This is a genomic window from Halanaerobium saccharolyticum (genome assembly GCF_003053565.1).
In the GTDB taxonomy this organism is placed as follows: Bacteria; Bacillota; Halanaerobiia; order Halanaerobiales; family Halanaerobiaceae; genus Halanaerobium; species Halanaerobium saccharolyticum_B.
On record NZ_QAXS01000007.1, the window covers coordinates 16,369 to 37,186 of the forward strand.

Here is a 20,818-nt window from a genome sequence, read left to right on the forward strand (position 1 = left end):
AAAATGGCAAAAGCAAAATTTGAAAGAACAAAACCACATGTTAACATAGGTACAATAGGACATGTTGACCATGGAAAAACAACACTAACAGCAGCTATCACAAATGTGTTAGCAAACTATGGTGGAGCAGAAGTAAGAGCATTTGATACAATTGATAATGCTCCAGAAGAAAAAGAAAGAGGAATCACAATTGCGACATCTCACGTAGAGTATGAAACAGAAACAAGACACTATGCTCACGTAGACTGTCCAGGACACGCTGACTATGTAAAGAACATGATTACAGGTGCAGCGCAGATGGATGGAGCAATCTTAGTAGTATCTGCAGCAGATGGACCAATGCCACAGACAAGAGAGCATATTCTCTTAGCAAGACAGGTTGGTGTGCCATCAATTGTAGTATTCTTAAACAAAGCAGATATGGTAGACGACGAAGAGTTAATCGAACTTGTAGAAATGGAAGTAAGAGAACTCTTAAACGAATATGAATTCCCAGGAGACGATATTCCAGTGATAGTAGGATCAGCTTTAAAAGCTGCTGAAAATGGAGATCCTGAAGGAGAATGGGGTAAGAAGATTATTGAGCTTATGGATGCAGTAGATAGCTATATTCCAGAGCCAGAAAGAGATACAGAAAAGCCATTCTTAATGCCTGTTGAGGATGTATTCTCAATCACAGGACGTGGAACAGTAGCCACAGGAAGAATCGAAAGAGGAACTCTACATCCATCAGATGAGGTAGAGATTGTAGGAATCAAAGATACAGAAACAACAGTAGTAACAGGAGTAGAAATGTTCCGTAAGATGTTAGACGAAGCAGTAGCAGGAGATAACATTGGAGCCTTATTAAGAGGTGTAAAAAGAGAAGACATCGAAAGAGGTCAGGTACTGGCAAAGCCAGGAAGTATTACACCACATACAAAGTTTTACGCTGAGGTATATGTATTAAGTAAAGATGAGGGTGGAAGACACACACCATTCTTTGATGGATATAGACCACAGTTCTACTTCCGTACAACAGACGTAACAGGAACAATTCAGTTACCAGAAGGAGTAGACATGGTAATGCCTGGAGATAACATTGAGATGACAGGAGAGTTAATTACTCCAATAGCTATGGAAGAAGGACTACGTTTTGCGATCCGTGAAGGTGGTCACACAGTAGGAGCTGGAGTTGTAACTGAAATTATTGAGTAAGTACAATAAATGCTTGTTACATTAAGTTATTAAAACTTAAATTTAATTCCATAGGCATGTGCAGAACTAAACTGCACATGCTTTTTTTCTAAAAAAACATTGACATTAGTCTTTAAATATGGTAAATTAATTAAGGTTAAGAATCAGAAAAAAATTAGGCAAACTCAAGAGGGAGAACAATTAAAACCTCTTAATATAAGTTTTTCAAGCAGTATCTGTTTGATTGAGGAGGTGGATTTACGGTGAGAGAAATTATTACACTTGAATGTACAGAATGCAAAAACCGCAATTATTCTACCAAAAAAAATAAAAAGAATACTCGTGATAGACTGGAATTAAAAAAATATTGTAAGTTTTGCAAGGAGCATACCCTCCATCGTGAAACAAAGTAGAATCATTAATACTTTAGCTGAGGAAGTGATTTAAAGATGGCAAAAGAACTCGGGTTTTTTGGTAAAACAGCCAAGTTTTTTAAGTCAGTTAAATCTGAACTAAAAAAAGTGAACTGGCCAAACAAAGAAGAAATTACTTCAAATACACTAGTTGTAATTGTTACAGTAATTGCTTTGATATCATTTATTGGTTTAATAGATCTGGCACTGGCTAATATAATTACTCCATTAATTTCGTAATTGAGGAGGTGAGGATTCTTTAGAGAATCCTTAAATATGAGTGAAGAAAGTAAGTTAAATGAAGAGTTAGAAAAAGCAAGAGAAGATATTCCCTGGTATGTTGTCCATACATATTCGGGACATGAAAGAAAAGTTAAGGCAAATCTTGAAAAAAGAATAGCCAGTACAGGTATGGAAGACAGTATTTTTAGAATTCTAGTTCCAACTGAAGAAAAGATTGAAAAGAAAAAAGGGAAAGATGAAGTAGTAAAGAAAAGAATTTTTCCTGGATATATATTACTGCAGATGGATATGAATGATAAGTCCTGGTATGTTGTTAAAAACACACCCGGAGTAATTGGCTTTGTCAGTGGAGGAACAAAACCACTTCCTGTAGAAAAAGCAGAAGTCGATGCTATCTTAAGCAGCATGGGTGAAAAAGCTAAAAAAGTTTCCGTTGATTTTGAAGTTGGCGACCAGGTAACTGTAAAAGATGGTCCATTTGAAGATTTCGATGGAGTTATTAAAGAAATTCATCCTGAACAGGGTAAGGCAAAAATCCTTGTTTCGATGTTTGGACGTGAAACTCCAGTTGAATTAGAGTTTGATCAATTTGAGAAACATTAGTTTATCTTTTCAAATAGATAATTATTTTGAAGAAAGGGGTGTTTTAAATGGCTAAACAGGTAATGACAGTAATTAAATTGCAGATTCCTGGAGGACAGGCTAACCCTGCACCACCTGTAGGTCCTGCACTAGGACAGCATGGTGTTAATATTATGGAATTCTGTAAATCTTTTAATGCTAAGACTAAAGATAATCAGGGAACATTAATTCCGGTAGAAATTACAGTATATCAGGATCGTTCTTTTGATTTTATCACTAAAACTCCACCGGCTGCTGTATTATTAAAGCAGGCTGCAGGAATTGATACTGCTTCTGGAGAACCAAATGTAAATAAAGTGGCTACTGTAAGTAAAGATGCAGTACAGAAGATTGCAGAAACTAAAATGCAGGACTTAAATGCAGGTAGTTTAGAAGCTGCAATGAGCATGATTGAAGGTACAGCAAGAAGTATGGGAATTCTGGTAGAGTAAATTTATTAATTAACTTTATTAGAAAACTGAGAAAATCAAATCGAGATGATTAATAGACGTAATTCAGTGGGAGGAAGATTCCGCTAATACCACAAAGGAGGAATAATAATGGCAAAAAGCAGAAGATATGCAGAAACTTTAGAAAAATACGATCGCGAAAAATTATTTGCCCCAAAAGAAGCTTTTGAATTAGTTAAAGAACTTGCGACTGCAAACTTTGACGAAACAATTGAGCTTTCAGCAAGACTGGGAGTAGATCCCAAGCACGCTGATCAGAATATTAGAGGGACTGTTGTTTTACCGGAAGGTACAGGTCAGGAAGTAACATTAGTTGTGTTTGCTAAAGGTGAAAAAGCCAAAGAAGCTGAAGAAGCTGGCGCAGATTTTGTTGGTGGCGAAGAACTGGCAGAAAAAATTGAAGGTGGCTGGTTAGATTTTGATTTAGCTATTGCTACACCTGATATGATGAGTGTTGTTGGCCGCCTGGGTAGAGTTTTAGGACCTAAAGGTTTAATGCCTAATCCTAAAGCAGGTACTGTTACTTTTGAATTAGAAAAAGCAGTAGCTGAATTTAAAGCAGGTAAGCTTGAATACCGTGTTGATAAAACTGGTATTGTTCACTTACCGATTGGTAAAGCTTCTTTTACAGAAGAAGAACTTTTAAACAACTACCACAAAATCATGGACACTCTTGCAAAAGAACGTCCAGCAGCAGCTAAAGGTAAATTCTTTAGAACTTTAGCTATCTCACCAACAATGGGTCCTGGAGTAAAGATTGATCCAGCAGCTACAATGTCCTTTATTGGAAGATAAAAAAAGTTTGACCTGTTAAGATTTTTGTGTTATATTTATTTAGACAAGAAAATAACCTTACCGAAGACAGCAGGGGCGCAATGCTTAAATTTCCTGCCGAGGGCAACTTTCTGCAAATTTAATTTTTGCATTTATACCTCCTGACTGTCTACAGGAGGTTTTTTCATTTTAGATAAGATTTATTGTTAAGCTCATATTTTGAGGGGGTGAAAATGTGGCAAGACCAGAAAAAGAAGCGGTTGTTAAAGAACTTACTGATAAATTTAGTAGTGCAAAATCACTTGTAATTACAGATTATCTGGGTTTAAATGTTGCCGAAATGACTGAATTAAGAAGCAAATTAAGAGAAGCGGGAGTAGAGTTTAAAGTTGTAAAAAATACTCTGGCTACTATTGCTGCTAATGATGTTGAAATGGAAGAAATGACAGAATACTTTTCAGGACCTACAGCGATAGCCTTTGGTGAAGATGATGCTGTGTCTCCTGCTAAAGTTTTGGTTGAATTCGCTAAAGATCATGAAGTTTTAGAGATTAAAGCTGGTCTTTTAAATGGTGAAATTATAAGTAAAGAAAAAGTGGAATCCCTGGCGGAAATTCCATCCAGAGAAGAACTTCTCGCAAAGGCTTTTGCAAGTATGAAAGCACCCCTATCTGGATTGGTCAACGTGCTGCAGGGTAATATCCGCGGCTTAGTACAGGTATTAAATCAAATTAAAGAAGAGAAAGCTTAAAAAAATTTAAGGAGGATTATTATAATGAATAAAGAAGAAATTATTAGTGCAATTGAGGAAATGAGTGTTTTAGAATTATCTGAGCTGGTTGAAGAATTAGAAGAAAAGTTTGGTGTAAGTGCAGCTGCTCCTGTAGCAGTAGCTGGTGGTGCTGGTGCAGCCGGTGGCGCAGCAGAAGAAGAAAAATCTGAGTTTGATGTTTTCTTAGCTGATGTTGGCGGTAAGAAAATTAAAGTTATCAAAGCAGTTCGTGAATTAACAGGATTAGGCCTAAAAGAAGCTAAGGCTGTTGTTGACGACGCTCCTGGTAATGTTAAAGAAGGTTTAGCTAAAGAAGATGCAGAAGAAATGAAAGAAAAATTAGAAGAAGCTGGAGCAACTGTAGAACTTAAGTAAGTCCAGTCTTAATATAGCAATTATGAGAATAGTCCTGCTGTATAGTTAATATACAGTGGGACTATTTTTTCATGAATAAATATGAGATTCTCTCTTTTATATACATAAATTTATTGTTTTTATAATTTATATAATTTATGTATCTATTGGTTAAAATTTATTTAAATTACAGAATAAGTTTTTATATTTATTATGAAGATAATAAATGCTCAAAAAAGATTGTAAATGGGAGAATTTCATACAGAAATCTCTTGACAAGAGATTTTTCCTGTGCTATCATTATTAGATGTCTATAAGGTAATAAGAAAATGATTATTATGGGATAGTTTCAGCTAATTATTAGAATTTCCTGGGGGTGCAATGATGTCAACGGCAAGGGAAAGACGAAGTTTTAGTAAAATTGATGACGCGATGGACTTGCCAGATCTGATTTATACACAATTAAACTCTTATCAGTGGTTTTTAGAAGAGGGATTGCATGAGGTTTTTAATGAAATCTCTCCAATTGAAGACTTTTCTGAAAATCTGGTACTAGAATTTGTAGATTATTATTTAGAAGATCCCGAATATACAGTAGAAGAATGTCGGGATAGAGACGATACTTATTCGGCTTCTTTGCAGGTTAAGGTTCGTTTAATTAACAAGGAGACCGGTGAGGTAAAAGAACAGGAAGTATTTATGGGTGATTTTCCACTAATGACTGATAAGGCAACATTTATTATTAATGGTGCCGAAAGAGTTGTGGTAAATCAGCTGGTTAGATCATCTGGTGTTTATTTTAGTGATGAAAGAACAAAAGATGGGCGCCGTTTAATTACGGGTAGTATTATTCCTAATCGAGGTGCCTGGATAGAATTTGAATATGATAAAAAGAGAATTATTTCTGTACGGGTTGATAGAACAAGGAAACTTCCATCAACTGTTTTGCTGCGCGCACTTGGTTTTGGAACAGACGCAGAAATCACTGATGAATTTGGAGATTCTGAAGTGCTGCATGATACTTTAGAAAGAGATAATACTGAATCCAAAGAAGAAGCCTTGATTGAATTATATAAGCGTTTACGTCCGGGAGAGCCGCCAACAGTAGAAAGTGCTACTAATCTTTTAGACTCACTGTTTTTTGACCATAAAAGATATGATATGGCAGCAGTTGGACGTTACAAATTAAATAAAAAGTTAGAATTAGATGTAGATAAAGATCGCAAATATCTGCATATTGATGATATTGCTGCAACTGTAAAATATATGATTAAACTGATTTATAATGATCCAGAAGCATATATCGATGATATTGACCATCTTGGTAACCGCCGCTTGAAAACCGTTGGTGAACTGCTTCAGAATCAATTTAGAATTGGTCTTTCCAGAATGGAAAGAGTAGTTAGAGAGAGAATGACTATCCAGGATGTTGATGTAGTTACTCCTCAGGCTCTGATTAACACCAGACCTGTAGTAGCATCTATTCAGGAATTCTTTGGTAGTTCTCAGCTTTCTCAGTTTATGGACCAGACTAATCCAATGTCAGAGTTAACTCATAAGAGAAGATTATCTGCACTTGGACCTGGTGGTTTAAGTAGAGAAAGAGCTGGATTTGATGTGCGTGATGTTCACCACTCTCACTATGGACGTATCTGTCCGATTGAGACACCTGAGGGGCCAAACATTGGTCTGATTGGTACAATGGGAACTTATGCTAAAACAAATGAATTTGGATTTATTATGACTCCTTACCGCAGAGTTGTCGATAGTCGGGTTACTGACGAAATTGATTACTTAACTGCTGATGAGGAAGATAAACATATAATTGCACAGGCAAATGCAGAAATAGATGAAGAAGGTAATTTCACCAATGAATTTGTTATTGCCCGTAAGCGAGGAGATATTTTAGAGGTTCATCCAGAAGACTTAGATTATATGGATGTTTCTACCAAGCAGATGGTTGGTGTGTCTGCAGCGATGATTCCTTTCTTAGAAAATGATGATGCTAACCGTGCTCTAATGGGAGCAAATATGCAGCGTCAGGCAGTACCACTGATGATTACTGATGCACCTATGGTTGCTACAGGTATGGAATATAAGGCTGCTAAGGATTCAGGGGCAGTTATTGTAGCTGAAAAAGGTGGAGAGGTTGTTAGTGTAACTTCTAATAAAATAATGATTAAAAATGAAGAAGGTTTAATTGACAGCTATAAATTAATGAAATATAAGAGATCCAATCAGGGAAGCTGTATGAATCAGAAGCCAATAGTTGCGAAAGGTGATCAGATTGAGGCAGGAGATATTATTGCCGATGGTGCGTCAACTGAAAAAGGTGAGATGGCACTTGGCCGCAACTCATTAATTGCTTTTATGCCCTGGGAAGGATATAACTATGAGGATGCTATTTTAATTAGTGAAAATCTAGTTAAAGAAGATGCATTTACTACTATTCATATAGAAGAACATGAAGCAGAGGCCAGAGATACAAAACTTGGTCCTGAAGAAATAACTCGTGATATTCCGAATGTAGGTGAAAACGCTCTTAAAAACTTAGATGAACGAGGAATAATTAGAGTTGGAGCCGAGGTTGAAGAGGGAGATATTCTGGTTGGTAAGGTGACTCCTAAAGGAGAAACTGAATTATCAGCAGAGGAAAGACTTCTGAGAGCAATCTTTGGTGAAAAAGCACGTGAAGTTAGAGATACTTCTTTAAAGGTGCCGCATGGTGAAGAAGGTATAGTTGTGGATGTCAAAGTCTTTTCTCGAGAACAGGGAGATGACTTAAAACCTGGAGTTAATCGTCTAGTTAGAGTTTATGTTGCAACTAAAAGAAAGATTTCAGTAGGGGATAAACTTGCTGGTCGTCACGGTAACAAAGGTGTTATTTCGAGAATTTTACCGGAAGAAGATATGCCGTTCCTACCAAATGGTGAACCGGTAGAAGTTGTGTTAAACCCACTTGGTGTACCGTCTCGAATGAACATTGGACAGGTATTAGAAACTCATCTTGGTATGGCAGCCAGAGCGCTGGGGATTTATACTGAAACTCCAGTCTTTAATGGTGCCTTAGAGGAAGAAGTTGAGGATATACTCGAAGAAGCCGGTCTTGCAAGAGACGGTAAAACAGTTCTTTATGATGGAAGAACTGGAGAAAGATTTGAAGAAAGAGTAACAGTTGGAGTTATGTACATTCTTAAACTCCACCACTTAGTTGATGATAAATTACATGCTCGTTCAACAGGACCTTATTCTCTTGTTACACAGCAGCCGCTGGGAGGTAAAGCTCAATTTGGTGGCCAGCGTTTTGGTGAGATGGAAGTTTGGGCACTTGAAGCTTATGGTGCCGCTTACACCTTGCAGGAAATGCTGACAGTTAAATCTGATGATGTAGTAGGAAGAGTTAAAGCTTATGAGGCCATTGTTAAGGGTGAAAACGTACCTGATCCTGGCATTCCAGAATCATTTAAAGTATTGATTAAAGAGATGCAGAGCCTTGGGCTTGATGCTCGAATCTTTACTTCTGATGAAGAGGAACTGCAGGTTGCTGAAAATGAAGATGAAATGATGGAAACTGCACAAAAACTTGGATTAGATACAGACTTAAAATTAAGTCGTGATAATGATGATGAAGACGAATAATTCCAATATAGAAAGGGGAGAGACCCTTGTTAAATGTGAATAATTTCGATTCAATGAGGATCGGAGTTGCTTCTGCAGAGCAGATACGTGAATGGTCCCGCGGAGAGGTTAAAAAACCAGAGACAATTAATTACAGAACTTTAAAGCCTGAAAAAGATGGCTTATTCTGTGAAAAAATCTTTGGGCCAACCAAGGATTATGAATGTCACTGTGGTAAGTATAAGCGGGTCCGTTATAAAGGTGTTGTGTGTGACCGCTGTGGAGTAGAGGTAACCAGATCCAAAGTGAGAAGAGAAAGAATGGGGCACATCGAACTGGCTGCACCATGCACACACATTTGGTATTTCAAAGGTATCCCCAGTCGTCTGGGTTTAATAATGGATATGTCACCAAGAGCTTTAGAAAAGGTAATTTATTTTGTTCATTACATTGTAACTGATCCTGGTGACACACCATTAAGCGAAAAACAGCTGCTGCCGGAAAGTGAATACCGTGAAGCCAAGTCTAAATACGGCAACACTTTTAAAGCTGCTATGGGAGCAGAGGCTATTCAGGAACTACTGGGAAGAATTGATGTTGAAGCTGAAGTAAATGAACTTAAAAAAGAAGTAAAAGAAGCAAGTGGGCAGCGCCGTAAAAGAGCTGTTCGCAGACTGGAAGTAATGGATGGGCTTTTAGATTCTGGTTTAAATCCTGCTAATCTAGTCCTTAATGCAATTCCAGTTATTCCACCAGACTTAAGACCAATGGTTCAGCTGGATGGTGGACGTTTTGCTACTTCTGACTTGAATGACTTATACAGAAGAGTAATCAATCGTAACAATAGATTAAAAAGACTGCTGGATCTTGGGGCACCTGAAATCATTATTCGGAATGAGAAAAGAATGCTGCAGGAATCAGTTGATGCTTTAATTGATAACGGACGTCGCGGAAGACCTGTTACAGGTGCTGGAAATAGACCACTTAAGTCTTTAAGTGATATGCTTAAGGGTAAACAGGGACGTTTCCGTCAGAACCTCTTAGGTAAGCGTGTTGACTATTCAGGTCGTTCAGTTATCGTTGTTGGACCTGATCTTAAGATGCATCAGTGTGGTCTGCCGAAAAAAATGGCTTTAGAGCTGTTTAAACCTTTTGTAATGAGAGGTTTAGTTGAAGAGGGGCATGCCCACAACATTAAAAATGCTAAGAGAATGGTAGAAGATGTTGATGAGGCAGTTTGGGGGATTTTAGAAGAAGCAATTAAAGATCATCCTGTACTTCTAAACCGTGCTCCTACACTGCACAGACTCGGGATTCAGGCTTTTGAGCCAGTACTGGTTGAAGGTAAAGCAATTAAGCTGCACCCACTCGTCTGTCCTGCTTACAATGCGGACTTTGATGGTGACCAGATGGCTGTTCACTTACCTTTATCTGTAGAAGCTCAGGCTGAATCAAGACTGCTGATGTTAGCTACAACTAATATCTTAAATCCATCTGATGGTGGACCAATTACCATTCCTACTCAGGATATGGTGCTGGGTGTCTTCTATTTAACAACAATTAAAGAAGACAGAAAGGGAGCGGGCAAGATATTTGCTAATGCTGATGAAGCTATTAAAGCTTATGACACAGAGCGTGTTCATCTGCAAGCGCCTGTAAAAGTAAGACTTAACGGAGAAATTATTGATACTTCCATTGGTAGAGTAATCTTTAACGAGGCTTTACCTGAAGAAGTTGAGTTTGTAAATGAGAGAATTGGCAAAAGTGATCTGGGAGACTTAATTACCGATCTTTACGAAGAAGTTGGTAATGATAAAACTGCTGAGACTTTAGATAATATTAAGGCTATGGGTTATGATTTTGCTACCCGTTCCGGTATTTCTATTGCTGTTAGTGATGCAGAGATCCCGCCATCCAAACCTGAAATTGTTTCTAAAGCGGAAGACGAGGTTCATCAGATTGAAAATCACTACCGCCGCGGAGCTATTACTGAGGATGAGAGATATCATAAAGTTGTTGATATCTGGAACCAGGCAAAAGATGATGTTACAGACGCACTGCTTGCGAACCTTGACGAAAGCAATAATATTTACATTATGGCTATCTCCGGTGCTCGTGGTAATACATCTCAGATCTCCCAGCTTGCTGGTATGCGCGGTTTGATGGCTGACCCATCAGGACGGATTATTGATGTTCCAATTCGATCCAGTTTCCGTGAAGGCCTGGATGTATTAGAATATTTCCTATCTACTCACGGAGCTCGTAAAGGACTTGCTGATACAGCCTTAAGAACTGCTGACTCTGGTTATCTAACCAGAAGGCTGGTTGATGTTTCACAGGATGTTATAGTTAGAGAAGATGACTGTGGAACTGAAGAAGGTATTTATGTTGAAGCAATTGGTCCCAAGGGCAAAAATGCAGTTGAGCCTTTATCGGAACGCTGTATTGGTCGTTATACTGCAGAAGAGATTGCAGATCCAGAAAGTGGAGAGGTAATTGTTGAAAACAATACCTTAATTGATAGAAAGAAAATGAATGAAATTGAAGCAGCAGGTATTGATAAAGTAAAAATTAGAACCAACTTAACCTGTGAAGCTCAGCACGGTGTCTGTCGTAAATGTTACGGACGCAACCTGGCAACAGGAAAGCAGGTTGATATTGGAGAATCTATTGGTATTATTGCTGCACAGTCAATTGGTGAGCCTGGTACTCAGTTAACAATGCGTACCTTCCACACCGGAGGAGTTGCTGGTGATGATATCACCCAGGGTCTGCCTAGAGTAGAAGAGCTTTTTGAAGGTAGAACTCCAAAAGGGCAGGCTATCATGACCGAAAGAGAAGGTTATGTAACCATTGTTGAAAAGAAAAACTCCAAGCGAGTTGTAGTAGAAAATGAAGATGGGAAAAAGAAAACATATAAAATCCCTTATGGTTCTAAAATGATTGTAAAAGATGATGATTATGTAACAGCTGGTGATAAGCTGACAGAAGGTCCGCTTGATCCTAATGTGCTGCTGAAAGTTAAGGGCGAAAAAGCTGTGCAGAATTATCTTCTAGAAGAAGTTCAGAATGTTTACCGCTCACAGGGTGTTGAAATTAATGATAAGCATATTGAGGTAATAGTTCGCCAGATGATGAAGAAACTTAAGATTGTAAAACCTGGTGACACTGAATTACTGCCTGGAAGTCTGGTAAACAGATATGATTACCGTAAAGCTAATGAGGAAGCTGCAGCTGAGAATAAAGAACCTGCTGTTGCTAAACCAGAGCTGCTCGGTATTACTAAGGCTTCACTTGCTACAGATTCATTCTTATCTGCAGCTTCTTTCCAGGAAACCACCAGAGTCTTGACTGAGGCTTCTCTGGATGGAAAGGTTGATCCATTATTAGGACTTAAAGAGAATGTAATAATTGGACAACTGATTCCAGCAGGTACTGGGATGAAGTATTACAGAGATATAGATGTAGTTAAGGAAGATGGAACCATGTTTGGAGATTTAACTGAGGATTTAACTGATGTCGAATAGTTAATCCAAATCTAAATGTATAAATTAACATTAAAATAAATTAGAAGAGTTTCTCCTTTATTGTCAGGTGAATTTGGACTGGAAAAAATCTGTTTATTAGTTCTTAATTTACAATATCAATAAAAGGAGAAACTCTTTTTAATTTTAGCTTGACATGGAACTCTAAAGCTGTTAAAATACTTAAGTGTGCTCAACAAAGTTTGATCTGGAGGTTTGCTTAAAATGCTAAGCGAAACAAGTACTGATGAGCTGCTGGTTGGCAGCAAACAGACATTAAAAGCTATAGCAGGAAATCAGGTAAAAAAAATATTTTTAGCTAAAGATATTGACCAGCCTTTAAAAAAAGAAATACTTGAGGCTGTTAATAATAATAATATTCCTTTTGAGATTGTAGAAAGCAAAAATGAATTAGGCAGAATTTGTGGGATCGATGTTTCTGCAGCTTCTGCAGCTCTATTGAAATAATTGGAAGGAGGTGGGATTGCATGCCGACAATTAGTCAGTTGATCCGTAAAGGACGAGAAAAGACTAAAAAGAAGACTTCCGCTCCTGCTTTGGAGGGTTCTCCACAGAAGAGGGGTGTCTGTACTAGAGTATATACTGCTACACCTAAAAAGCCTAACTCAGCTTTAAGAAAGGTAGCTCGTGTTCGTTTAACCAATGGAAAAGAGGTAACAGCTTATATTCCGGGAATTGGACATAACTTACAGGAACACTCTGTTGTATTAGTAAGAGGTGGAAGAGTAAAGGATTTACCAGGTGTTAGATATCATATTGTAAGAGGAGCACTCGATACAGCTGGTGTTGAAGACAGAAAACAGGGACGTTCCAAATATGGTGTAAAAAAACCTAAGTAAAAGGAGGGATTTTAGTGCGCAAAAATAGAGCAGAAAAAAGAGATGTAGTACCAGATCCAGTATATGATAATGTTGTTGTCAGCAGAATTATTAACAAATTAATGCTGGATGGCAAAAAAGGACTGGCAGAAAAAGCATTTTACAGTGCTCTTGATATCATCTCCGAAAAAACTGGTGAAGATGGCTTAACAGTTGTAAATGAAGCACTGGAGAACATAAAACCAGCTCTTGAAGTTAAATCAAGACGTGTTGGTGGTTCTAACTATCAGGTACCAGTAGAAGTAGATGAAGATAGAAAAAGAACTTTAGCATTACGCTGGTTAGTAACAGCAGCTAGAGGTCGTAGTGAAAGAACTATGAGAGAAAGAATTGCCGGAGAAATTACAGACGCATACAACAATACAGGCGGCGCAGTTAGAAAGAAAGAAGAAGTCCATCGTATGGCTGAAGCCAATAGAGCTTTTGCACATTACAGATGGTAATTTAGTTGCGTGATGATGTATATAATTTTTATATAAGGGGGGAGAATAGTGGCCCGACAATTTCCACTAGAGAAAACACGTAACATTGGTATTATGGCACATATTGATGCAGGAAAGACAACTACAACAGAAAGAATTCTTTACTATACAGGTCGAGTTCATAAAATGGGTGAAACACATGATGGTGCATCTGTTATGGACTGGATGGAGCAGGAACAGGAAAGAGGAATTACAATTACCTCTGCTGCTACTACTTGTCAGTGGCGTGAGAATAGAATTAATATTATAGATACGCCCGGACACGTGGACTTTACAGTTGAGGTAGAAAGATCCTTGAGGGTTTTAGATGGAGCGATTGCTTTATTCTGTTCTGTAGGTGGTGTAGAACCACAGTCCGAAACTGTATGGAGACAGGCTGATAAATATGGAGTTCCCAGAATTGCATTTGTTAATAAAATGGATAGAACGGGAGCTGACTTTTTTAGAGCTGTAGACATGATGAAAGATAGACTTGGTGCTAACGCAGTACCAATTCAACTTCCAATTGGAAGTGAAGACAGCTTTGATGGTGTTGTTGACCTTGTAGAAATGGACGCTATTGTTTATGAAGATGAACTTGGTGTTAATTTTGAAAGAGTTGAAATACCTGAAGATATGAAAGAACAGGCAGCAGAATACAGAGAAATTTTAATGGAAGTGCTGGCTGAAGAAGATGATGAATTTATGATGAAATATTTAGAAGGTGAAGTAAGCACTGATGACATTAAAGATTTACTGCGTCAGGCAGTACTTAATGTTAATGTAATCCCAGTATTATGTGGATCTGCTTTTAAAAACAAAGGTGTACAGATGCTGCTGGATGCTGTTTTAGATTACCTGCCTTCTCCAACTGATGTACCACCAATTGAAGGTTTTAATCCGGAAACTGAAGAAACTGAAGTAAGAGAAGCTGATGATGACGCTCCTTTCTCTGGTCTGGCATTCAAAATCATGTCTGACCCTTATGTTGGAAAGTTAGCATTCTTTAGATCTTATTCAGGAACTTTAGAAGCGGGTTCATATGTATATAATGCAACAGCAGATATTCGCGAAAGAGTTGGCCGTATCTTACAGATGCACGCTAACCGCCGTGAAGAAAGAGATGAAATTTTTGCTGGTGACCTTGGAGCTTTAGTTGGTCTTAAAAATACAAGTACAGGTGACACAATCTGTGATCAGGATCATCCAATTATTTTAGAAGCAATGGAATTCCCTGAACCAGTTATTGGTGTTGCAATTGAGCCTAAGAGTAAAGCAGACCAGGATAAACTGGGTGAAGCTTTACAGAGATTAGCAGAAGAGGATCCAACATTCAGAGTTCACACTGATGAGGAAACAGGACAAACAATTATTGAGGGTATGGGAGAATTACACCTTGAAGTTATTGTTGACCGCCTCTTAAGAGAATTTAAAGTTGATGCTAATATTGGTAAACCTAAGGTAGCTTACCGTGAAACAATCACTAAAAAAGTTACTGGTGTTGAAGGCAAATTCATCCGTCAGTCTGGTGGACGTGGACAGTACGGTCATGTTGTGATCGATATTGAGCCACAGGATGCAGGCGAAGGATTTGAATTTGAAGATAAGATTACAGGTGGAGCAATTCCACGCGAATATATCCCTTCTGTAGAAGATGGAATCAGAGAAGCTATGGAAAATGGAATTATTGCCGGTTATCCAGTTGTTGATGTTAAAGTAACACTGAATGATGGTAGTTACCATGATGTTGACTCATCAGAAATGGCATTTAAAATCGCTGGTTCAATGGGCTTCAGACAGGGAGCTAAAAAAGCTGGTCCTGCAATTTTAGAACCTGTAATGGCTGTTGAAGTTGTTACTCCTGAAGAATATATGGGAGATGTAATGGGTGACCTTAATGGACGCCGCGGAAAAGTTGAAGGTATGGAGCCTCGAGGTAATGCTCAGGTTGTTAGTGCTCATGTACCACTTTCTGAGATGTTCGGTTATTCAACAGATCTTCGTTCTAAAACTCAGGGTAGAGCAACTTATACAATGCAGTTCTCTCATTATGAGCAGGCACCAAAGAGTATTGCTGAAGAAATTATTGGAGAATAGATAAATTTTTAAGGAGGAATAAAAAATGGCAAAAGCAAAATTTGAAAGAACAAAACCACATGTTAACATAGGTACAATAGGACATGTTGACCATGGAAAAACAACACTAACAGCAGCTATCACAAATGTGTTAGCAAACTATGGTGGAGCAGAAGTAAGAGCATTTGATACAATTGATAATGCTCCAGAAGAAAAAGAAAGAGGAATCACAATTGCGACATCTCACGTAGAGTATGAAACAGAAACAAGACACTATGCTCACGTAGACTGTCCAGGACACGCTGACTATGTAAAGAACATGATTACAGGTGCAGCGCAGATGGATGGAGCAATCTTAGTAGTATCTGCAGCAGATGGACCAATGCCACAGACAAGAGAGCATATTCTCTTAGCAAGACAGGTTGGTGTGCCATCAATTGTAGTATTCTTAAACAAAGCAGATATGGTAGACGACGAAGAGTTAATCGAACTTGTAGAAATGGAAGTAAGAGAACTCTTAAACGAATATGAATTCCCAGGAGACGATATTCCAGTGATAGTAGGATCAGCTTTAAAAGCTGCTGAAAATGGAGATCCTGAAGGAGAATGGGGTAAGAAGATTATTGAGCTTATGGATGCAGTAGATAGCTATATTCCAGAGCCAGAAAGAGATACAGAAAAGCCATTCTTAATGCCTGTTGAGGATGTATTCTCAATCACAGGACGTGGAACAGTAGCCACAGGAAGAATCGAAAGAGGAACTCTACATCCATCAGATGAGGTAGAGATTGTAGGAATCAAAGATACAGAAACAACAGTAGTAACAGGAGTAGAAATGTTCCGTAAGATGTTAGACGAAGCAGTAGCAGGAGATAACATTGGAGCATTATTAAGAGGTGTAAAAAGAGAAGATATCGAAAGAGGTCAGGTACTGGCAAAGCCAGGAAGTATTACACCACATACAAAGTTTTACGCTGAGGTATATGTATTAAGTAAAGATGAGGGTGGAAGACACACACCATTCTTTGATGGATACAGACCACAGTTCTACTTCCGTACAACAGACGTAACAGGAACAATTCAGTTACCAGAAGGAGTAGACATGGTAATGCCTGGAGATAACATTGAGATGACAGGAGAGTTAATTACTCCAATAGCTATGGAAGAAGGACTACGTTTTGCGATCCGTGAAGGTGGTCACACAGTAGGAGCTGGAGTTGTAACTGAAATTATTGAGTAGGTATAAAAAAGCAGAGGAGGCAGCCTCCTCGCTTTTTCTATGCTCCTAACTGAGCTTAAATCGTAAAGATTAAGGAGGTAAGCAAATGGCAAAACACGAAAAAATTAGGATTCGCCTTAAAGCTTTTGAACATGAGCTCCTGGATCAATCAGCAGAAAAGATTGTTGCTACTGCTGAGAGAACTGGTGCAGATGTATCTGGTCCAGTACCTCTACCAACAGAAAAAGAGGTATTTACAGTACTTCGCTCACCTCATGTTCATAAAGATGCAAGAGAACAATTTGAAATGAGAACACACAAAAGACTGATCGATATTCTCGATCCTACATCAAAAACTGTAGACTCTCTGATGAGGCTTGATTTGCCCGCAGGAGTAAATATAGAAATTAAACTTTAAATGTCAGGAGGTGTATTAGGCCATGGCGAAAGCTATACTAGGAAAAAAGCTGGGGATGACTCAGTATTTTAAAGATAATGGAGAGCTGGTACCTGTAACTGTAGTTGAGGCCGGTCCCTGTGTTGTAACACAGATTAAGACTACAGAAAAAGATGGATATGATGCAGTACAGCTCGGTTTTGGAGAAGTTAAAAAGCACAGACTTAACAAACCAGCACTTGGTCAATTTGAAAGTCGTGATCTTGAACCTAAGAAACATTTGAGAGAATTTAAAGGACTGGATATGGAACTGAGTGAAGGTAGTGAAATTAAAGCTGATCTCTTCGAAGTAGGAGAAAAAGTTAATGTTAGTGGTATTTCCAAAGGTAAAGGATTTGCCGGTAATATTAAAAGATGGAATCACAATGCAGGACCTAAAACACACGGTTCACACTTCCATCGTGCACCTGGTTCAATTGGTGCTGTTGATGCAAGAAGAGTATTTAAAGGCTTTAAAATGCCGGGTAGAATGGGTCACAATAGAGTGACTGAAAGAAACTTAGAAATCGTAAAAGTTGACGTAGAGCGTAATGTTTTATTGATTGCTGGTCCAGCACCAGGAGCCAAAAAAGCAGTGCTTGAAATCAAATCTGTTAACAACTAAATAAGTTAAGAAAGGAGGATTTTTGATGCCGCAGGTAGCAAAATTCAATCAGAGTGGAAAAGAACTCGAAAAAGTAGAATTAAACGATTCTGTTTTTAATGATAAAATAAATAAACATGTTGTACATCAGGTAGTTAATGCTCAATTAGCTGCAAGAAGAGGCGGAAATGCTTCTACAAAAACTAGAGGTAAAGTTCGCGGTGGTGGCCGCAAGCCCTGGAGACAGAAAGGTACCGGACGTGCTCGTCACGGAAGTATTCGTTCTCCTCTATGGGTAGGTGGAGGAATCACTTTTGGACCTTCTCCCCGCAGTTATGATAAAAAGTTAACTAAAAAGATGAGAAGATTGGCTTTAAGATCTGTTTTAACTGATAAAGTGCAGAGAGATGAGCTAATTTTAGTTGATAAGATTGAGCTTGATCAACCAAAAACAAAAGCAGTAGTAAACATTTTAGCTGATTTAAATTTAGAAGATAAAAAAGTTGTTTTAGTAATGCCTGAAAAGGATAAAAACTTATATCTTTCAGCAAGAAATATTCCGAATGTGAAAACTCTGCTGGCCGGTTCAATTAATGCCTATGATCTTTTAGATAATGAAATGGTTATTTTCATCGAAGAAGCGGTTAAAATGGTTGAGGAGGTGCTGGGCGAATGAAAGATGCAAGAGATATCATCATAGCACCTATTATTTCTGAAAACACTATGGATCAGATGCAGGAGGCTAATACTTATACATTTAAGGTAGCCAAAAATGCAAATAAAGTTGAAATTAGAAATGCAGTAGAAGAAATCTTCTCTGTAAATGTTATAAATGTGAACACAATGAATGTTAGAGGTAAGAAAAGAAGACTCGGCTTCCATGTTGGTAAAAAACCTGACTGGAAAAAAGCTTTAGTTAAGCTGGCTGAGGGCGATGAAATTGAAATTTACGAAGGCCTCTAAAAAATAATTAATAAAGGAGGGAAATAAGATGGCGATTAAAAGTTTTAAACCAACCACACCTTCAAGGCGTTATATGACTGTTGCTAGTTTTGATGAAATTACAACAGATACGCCAGAAAAGAGCCTGCTGGCTCCAATCAAAAGAAAGGGTGGCCGTAATGCGAATGGTAGAATTACCAGCCGTCATCAGGGTGGTGGACATAAGCGCCGCTATCGTATAATAGATTTTAAGCGGGATAAAGATGGAATTCCTGCAAAAGTAAAGACTATAGAATATGATCCAAATCGTTCTGCAAGAATTGCTCTGCTGCAGTATGCAGATGGAGAGAAAAGATACATCCTTGCACCAAACAAAGTAGAAGTTGGTGACACTTTAGACACTGGTGTTGAGGCAGATATTACTGCCGGAAACGCACTTCAGTTAAAAGATATTCCTGTTGGTACAATTGTACACAATGTAGAAATGCAGGCAGGAAAAGGTGGTCAAATTGCCCGTTCCGCTGGAACTATGGCACAGATTCTTGCAAAAGAAGGTAAGTTTGTACATTTAAAGATGCCTTCTGGTGAAGTTAGATTAATTCATAATGTATGTAAAGCTACTGTTGGACAGGTTGGTAATATTGATCACGAAAATATTACAGTCGGTAAAGCCGGACGCAGCCGCTGGAAAGGTAAAAGACCTCATGTACGCGGTGTAGTTATGAATCCTCATGACCACCCACACGGTGGTGGAGAAGGTAAATCACCTGCTGGTAGACATCCTGTAACTCCGTGGGGTAAACCTACTATGGGTAAAAAGACACGTAAACCAAAGCGCTCAGATAAGTATATTATCCGTTCACGTCACGCTAAGAAGCGCAAATAGTAGAAAGGAGGATTATTGATGGCTAGATCTATAAAAAAGGGACCTTTTGTCTCAGAGAAACTAATTGCCAGAATCAGAGAAATGAATGAGAGTGGAAAAAAGCAGGTTGTAAAAACCTGGTCTAGAAGCTCAACCATTTTCCCTGAAATGGTTGGACATACAATTGCTGTCCATGATGGTCGTAAGCATGTGCCAGTATATATATCTGAAGAGATGGTAGGACATAAACTTGGAGAATTTGCTCCAACCAGAATCTTTAGAGGTCACAGCCGCCATACAGAACGTTCAACAGCACTTAAATAAGAAATAATTGCAGATAGAGTAAGGGGGTTTTAAAATGGAAGCAAAAGCAGTTGCAAAGCATCTGCGTATTACTGCCCGCAAAGCACGTCTGGTAACAGACTTAATTAAGGGTAAGGACGTTAATACAGCAGTTGCAATTTTAAAAAGCACACCGAAAAAAGCTGCTAAGATGGTAGAAAAAGTATTAAATTCAGCTACAGCAAATGCTGAAAATAATCATGATATGTTTGTAGATGACCTTTATGTTAAGAAGGCTTTTGTTGATGAGGGTCCTACAATGAAGAGATGGAAAGCTCGTGCACAGGGATCGGCTAGCCCTATTAATAAGAGAACAAGCCATATCACAATCGTTTTAAGCGATACAAAGGAGGGATAGAATTTGGGTAATAAAATAAATCCACATGGTCTCCGAGTTGGAGTTATAAAAGATTGGGATGCAAAATGGTATGCTGATAAAACTGATTATGCCAAGCTTTTAAATGAAGACCGAGAGATTAGAAATCATGTTAAGGAGAAAATGTTTGAAGCTGGAATTTCTAGAGTTGTGATTGAAAGAGCTGCTAATAGATTAAAATTAGATGTACACACTGCCAGACCAGGAATGGTAATTGGTCGTGGTGGATCTGAAGTTGAAGCTTTAAGAAACGAAGTTGAAGCTTTAACTGGTAAAACTGTACAGATTAATGTTGTAGAGGTTTCGGATCCAGAGATGAACGCTCAGTTAGTTGCTGAAAATATTGCTTCTCAGTTAGTTAGAAGAATTTCTTTCCGGAGAGCAATGAAACAGGCAATGAACCGTGCAATGCGTATGGGAGCTGAAGGTTTTAAAGTTCAGAGCAGTGGCCGTCTTGGTGGAGCTGAAATGGCAAGACGCGAAGGCTACAGTGAAGGCAGTGTGCCAATGCATACACTTAGAGCAGATATTGATTATGGTTTTGCAGAAGCTGACACAACATACGGAACAATTGGAGTTAAAGTTTGGATCAATAAGGGAGAAATACTTCCAGAATTAGATGATGAATAGATA

23 protein-coding genes and 1 other annotated feature are annotated in these 20,818 nt (G+C 38.4%); all 23 genes read left to right on the forward strand.

Annotated features, from left to right (window positions below):
• Window positions 1–3 precede the first annotated feature (3 nt).
• The 23 genes from tuf (C8C76_RS04225) to rpsC all read left to right on the forward strand — a co-directional run bounded on the left by tuf (C8C76_RS04225) (window position 4) and on the right by rpsC (window position 20,815).
• Window positions 4–1,197: an elongation factor Tu gene (tuf, locus tag C8C76_RS04225; RefSeq protein ID WP_108138956.1), complete on the forward strand. Its 1,194-nt coding sequence runs from the start codon at window positions 4–6 to the stop codon at window positions 1,195–1,197.
• Window positions 1,198–1,439: 242 nt separating this feature from the next.
• On the forward strand, window positions 1,440–1,589 hold the full coding sequence (gene rpmG / locus C8C76_RS04230) for a 50S ribosomal protein L33 (protein WP_014553844.1): 150 nt from the start codon (window positions 1,440–1,442) through the stop codon (window positions 1,587–1,589).
• 36 nt (window positions 1,590–1,625) lie between these two features.
• Complete coding sequence (secE, locus tag C8C76_RS04235; RefSeq protein WP_108138958.1) at window positions 1,626–1,829, forward strand: preprotein translocase subunit SecE; 204 nt, start codon at window positions 1,626–1,628, stop codon at window positions 1,827–1,829.
• Between the two features lie 36 nt (window positions 1,830–1,865).
• Window positions 1,866–2,435 (forward strand): transcription termination/antitermination protein NusG, encoded by a 570-nt coding sequence (gene nusG / locus C8C76_RS04240; RefSeq protein WP_108138960.1) that lies wholly within the window; start codon window positions 1,866–1,868, stop codon window positions 2,433–2,435.
• 47 nt (window positions 2,436–2,482) lie between these two features.
• Window positions 2,483–2,905: a 50S ribosomal protein L11 gene (gene rplK, locus C8C76_RS04245; RefSeq protein ID WP_076546200.1), complete on the forward strand. Its 423-nt coding sequence runs from the start codon at window positions 2,483–2,485 to the stop codon at window positions 2,903–2,905.
• A 108-nt stretch (window positions 2,906–3,013) separates the two neighbouring features.
• Window positions 3,014–3,718: a 50S ribosomal protein L1 gene (gene rplA, locus C8C76_RS04250; RefSeq protein WP_108138962.1), complete on the forward strand. Its 705-nt coding sequence runs from the start codon at window positions 3,014–3,016 to the stop codon at window positions 3,716–3,718.
• Between the two features lie 42 nt (window positions 3,719–3,760).
• Window positions 3,761–3,891, forward strand: a sequence feature (ribosomal protein L10 leader region).
• A gap of 41 nt (window positions 3,892–3,932) precedes the next feature.
• Window positions 3,933–4,448: a 50S ribosomal protein L10 gene (gene rplJ, locus C8C76_RS04255; protein ID WP_108138964.1), complete on the forward strand. Its 516-nt coding sequence runs from the start codon at window positions 3,933–3,935 to the stop codon at window positions 4,446–4,448.
• A gap of 24 nt (window positions 4,449–4,472) precedes the next feature.
• Complete coding sequence (gene rplL, locus C8C76_RS04260) at window positions 4,473–4,844, forward strand: 50S ribosomal protein L7/L12 (RefSeq protein WP_108138966.1); 372 nt, start codon at window positions 4,473–4,475, stop codon at window positions 4,842–4,844.
• A gap of 363 nt (window positions 4,845–5,207) precedes the next feature.
• Entirely contained in the window at window positions 5,208–8,462 is a 3,255-nt protein-coding gene (gene rpoB / locus C8C76_RS04265; RefSeq protein ID WP_108138968.1) for a DNA-directed RNA polymerase subunit beta, read from the forward strand.
• A gap of 26 nt (window positions 8,463–8,488) precedes the next feature.
• Window positions 8,489–11,968 (forward strand): DNA-directed RNA polymerase subunit beta', encoded by a 3,480-nt coding sequence (gene rpoC / locus C8C76_RS04270; protein ID WP_108138970.1) that lies wholly within the window; start codon window positions 8,489–8,491, stop codon window positions 11,966–11,968.
• A gap of 222 nt (window positions 11,969–12,190) precedes the next feature.
• Window positions 12,191–12,433, forward strand: a complete 243-nt coding sequence (locus C8C76_RS04275; protein ID WP_108138972.1) for a ribosomal L7Ae/L30e/S12e/Gadd45 family protein — start codon at window positions 12,191–12,193, stop codon at window positions 12,431–12,433.
• 20 nt (window positions 12,434–12,453) lie between these two features.
• A complete protein-coding gene (gene rpsL, locus C8C76_RS04280) occupies window positions 12,454–12,825 on the forward strand; it encodes a 30S ribosomal protein S12 (protein ID WP_005488205.1) in 372 nt (123 codons plus the stop codon).
• A 14-nt stretch (window positions 12,826–12,839) separates the two neighbouring features.
• Window positions 12,840–13,307, forward strand: coding sequence for a 30S ribosomal protein S7 (gene rpsG, locus C8C76_RS04285; RefSeq protein WP_108138974.1), 468 nt, complete (start codon window positions 12,840–12,842; stop codon window positions 13,305–13,307).
• A 48-nt stretch (window positions 13,308–13,355) separates the two neighbouring features.
• Entirely contained in the window at window positions 13,356–15,422 is a 2,067-nt protein-coding gene (gene fusA, locus C8C76_RS04290) for an elongation factor G (RefSeq protein WP_108138976.1), read from the forward strand.
• A 25-nt stretch (window positions 15,423–15,447) separates the two neighbouring features.
• Window positions 15,448–16,641, forward strand: a complete 1,194-nt coding sequence (gene tuf, locus C8C76_RS04295; protein ID WP_108138956.1) for an elongation factor Tu — start codon at window positions 15,448–15,450, stop codon at window positions 16,639–16,641.
• Between the two features lie 85 nt (window positions 16,642–16,726).
• Window positions 16,727–17,038: a 30S ribosomal protein S10 gene (rpsJ, locus tag C8C76_RS04300; RefSeq protein ID WP_014553831.1), complete on the forward strand. Its 312-nt coding sequence runs from the start codon at window positions 16,727–16,729 to the stop codon at window positions 17,036–17,038.
• Between the two features lie 22 nt (window positions 17,039–17,060).
• Window positions 17,061–17,681: a 50S ribosomal protein L3 gene (rplC, locus tag C8C76_RS04305; protein WP_108138978.1), complete on the forward strand. Its 621-nt coding sequence runs from the start codon at window positions 17,061–17,063 to the stop codon at window positions 17,679–17,681.
• A 25-nt stretch (window positions 17,682–17,706) separates the two neighbouring features.
• Window positions 17,707–18,336 carry a 50S ribosomal protein L4 gene (rplD, locus tag C8C76_RS04310; RefSeq protein WP_108138980.1) on the forward strand — a complete coding sequence of 210 codons (630 nt, stop codon included), beginning with the start codon at window positions 17,707–17,709 and terminating at the stop codon, window positions 18,334–18,336.
• Window positions 18,333–18,623 carry a 50S ribosomal protein L23 gene (gene rplW, locus C8C76_RS04315; RefSeq protein ID WP_108138982.1) on the forward strand — a complete coding sequence of 97 codons (291 nt, stop codon included), beginning with the start codon at window positions 18,333–18,335 and terminating at the stop codon, window positions 18,621–18,623. Before rplD ends, rplW begins: the two co-directional genes overlap by 4 nt.
• Window positions 18,624–18,651: 28 nt before the next feature.
• Window positions 18,652–19,488 carry a 50S ribosomal protein L2 gene (rplB, locus tag C8C76_RS04320; protein ID WP_108138984.1) on the forward strand — a complete coding sequence of 279 codons (837 nt, stop codon included), beginning with the start codon at window positions 18,652–18,654 and terminating at the stop codon, window positions 19,486–19,488.
• A gap of 18 nt (window positions 19,489–19,506) precedes the next feature.
• A complete protein-coding gene (gene rpsS, locus C8C76_RS04325) occupies window positions 19,507–19,791 on the forward strand; it encodes a 30S ribosomal protein S19 (RefSeq protein ID WP_076544731.1) in 285 nt (94 codons plus the stop codon).
• Between the two features lie 34 nt (window positions 19,792–19,825).
• A complete protein-coding gene (gene rplV, locus C8C76_RS04330; protein WP_076544732.1) occupies window positions 19,826–20,167 on the forward strand; it encodes a 50S ribosomal protein L22 in 342 nt (113 codons plus the stop codon).
• Between the two features lie 3 nt (window positions 20,168–20,170).
• Entirely contained in the window at window positions 20,171–20,815 is a 645-nt protein-coding gene (gene rpsC / locus C8C76_RS04335; RefSeq protein WP_108138986.1) for a 30S ribosomal protein S3, read from the forward strand.
• Window positions 20,816–20,818 lie beyond the last annotated feature (3 nt).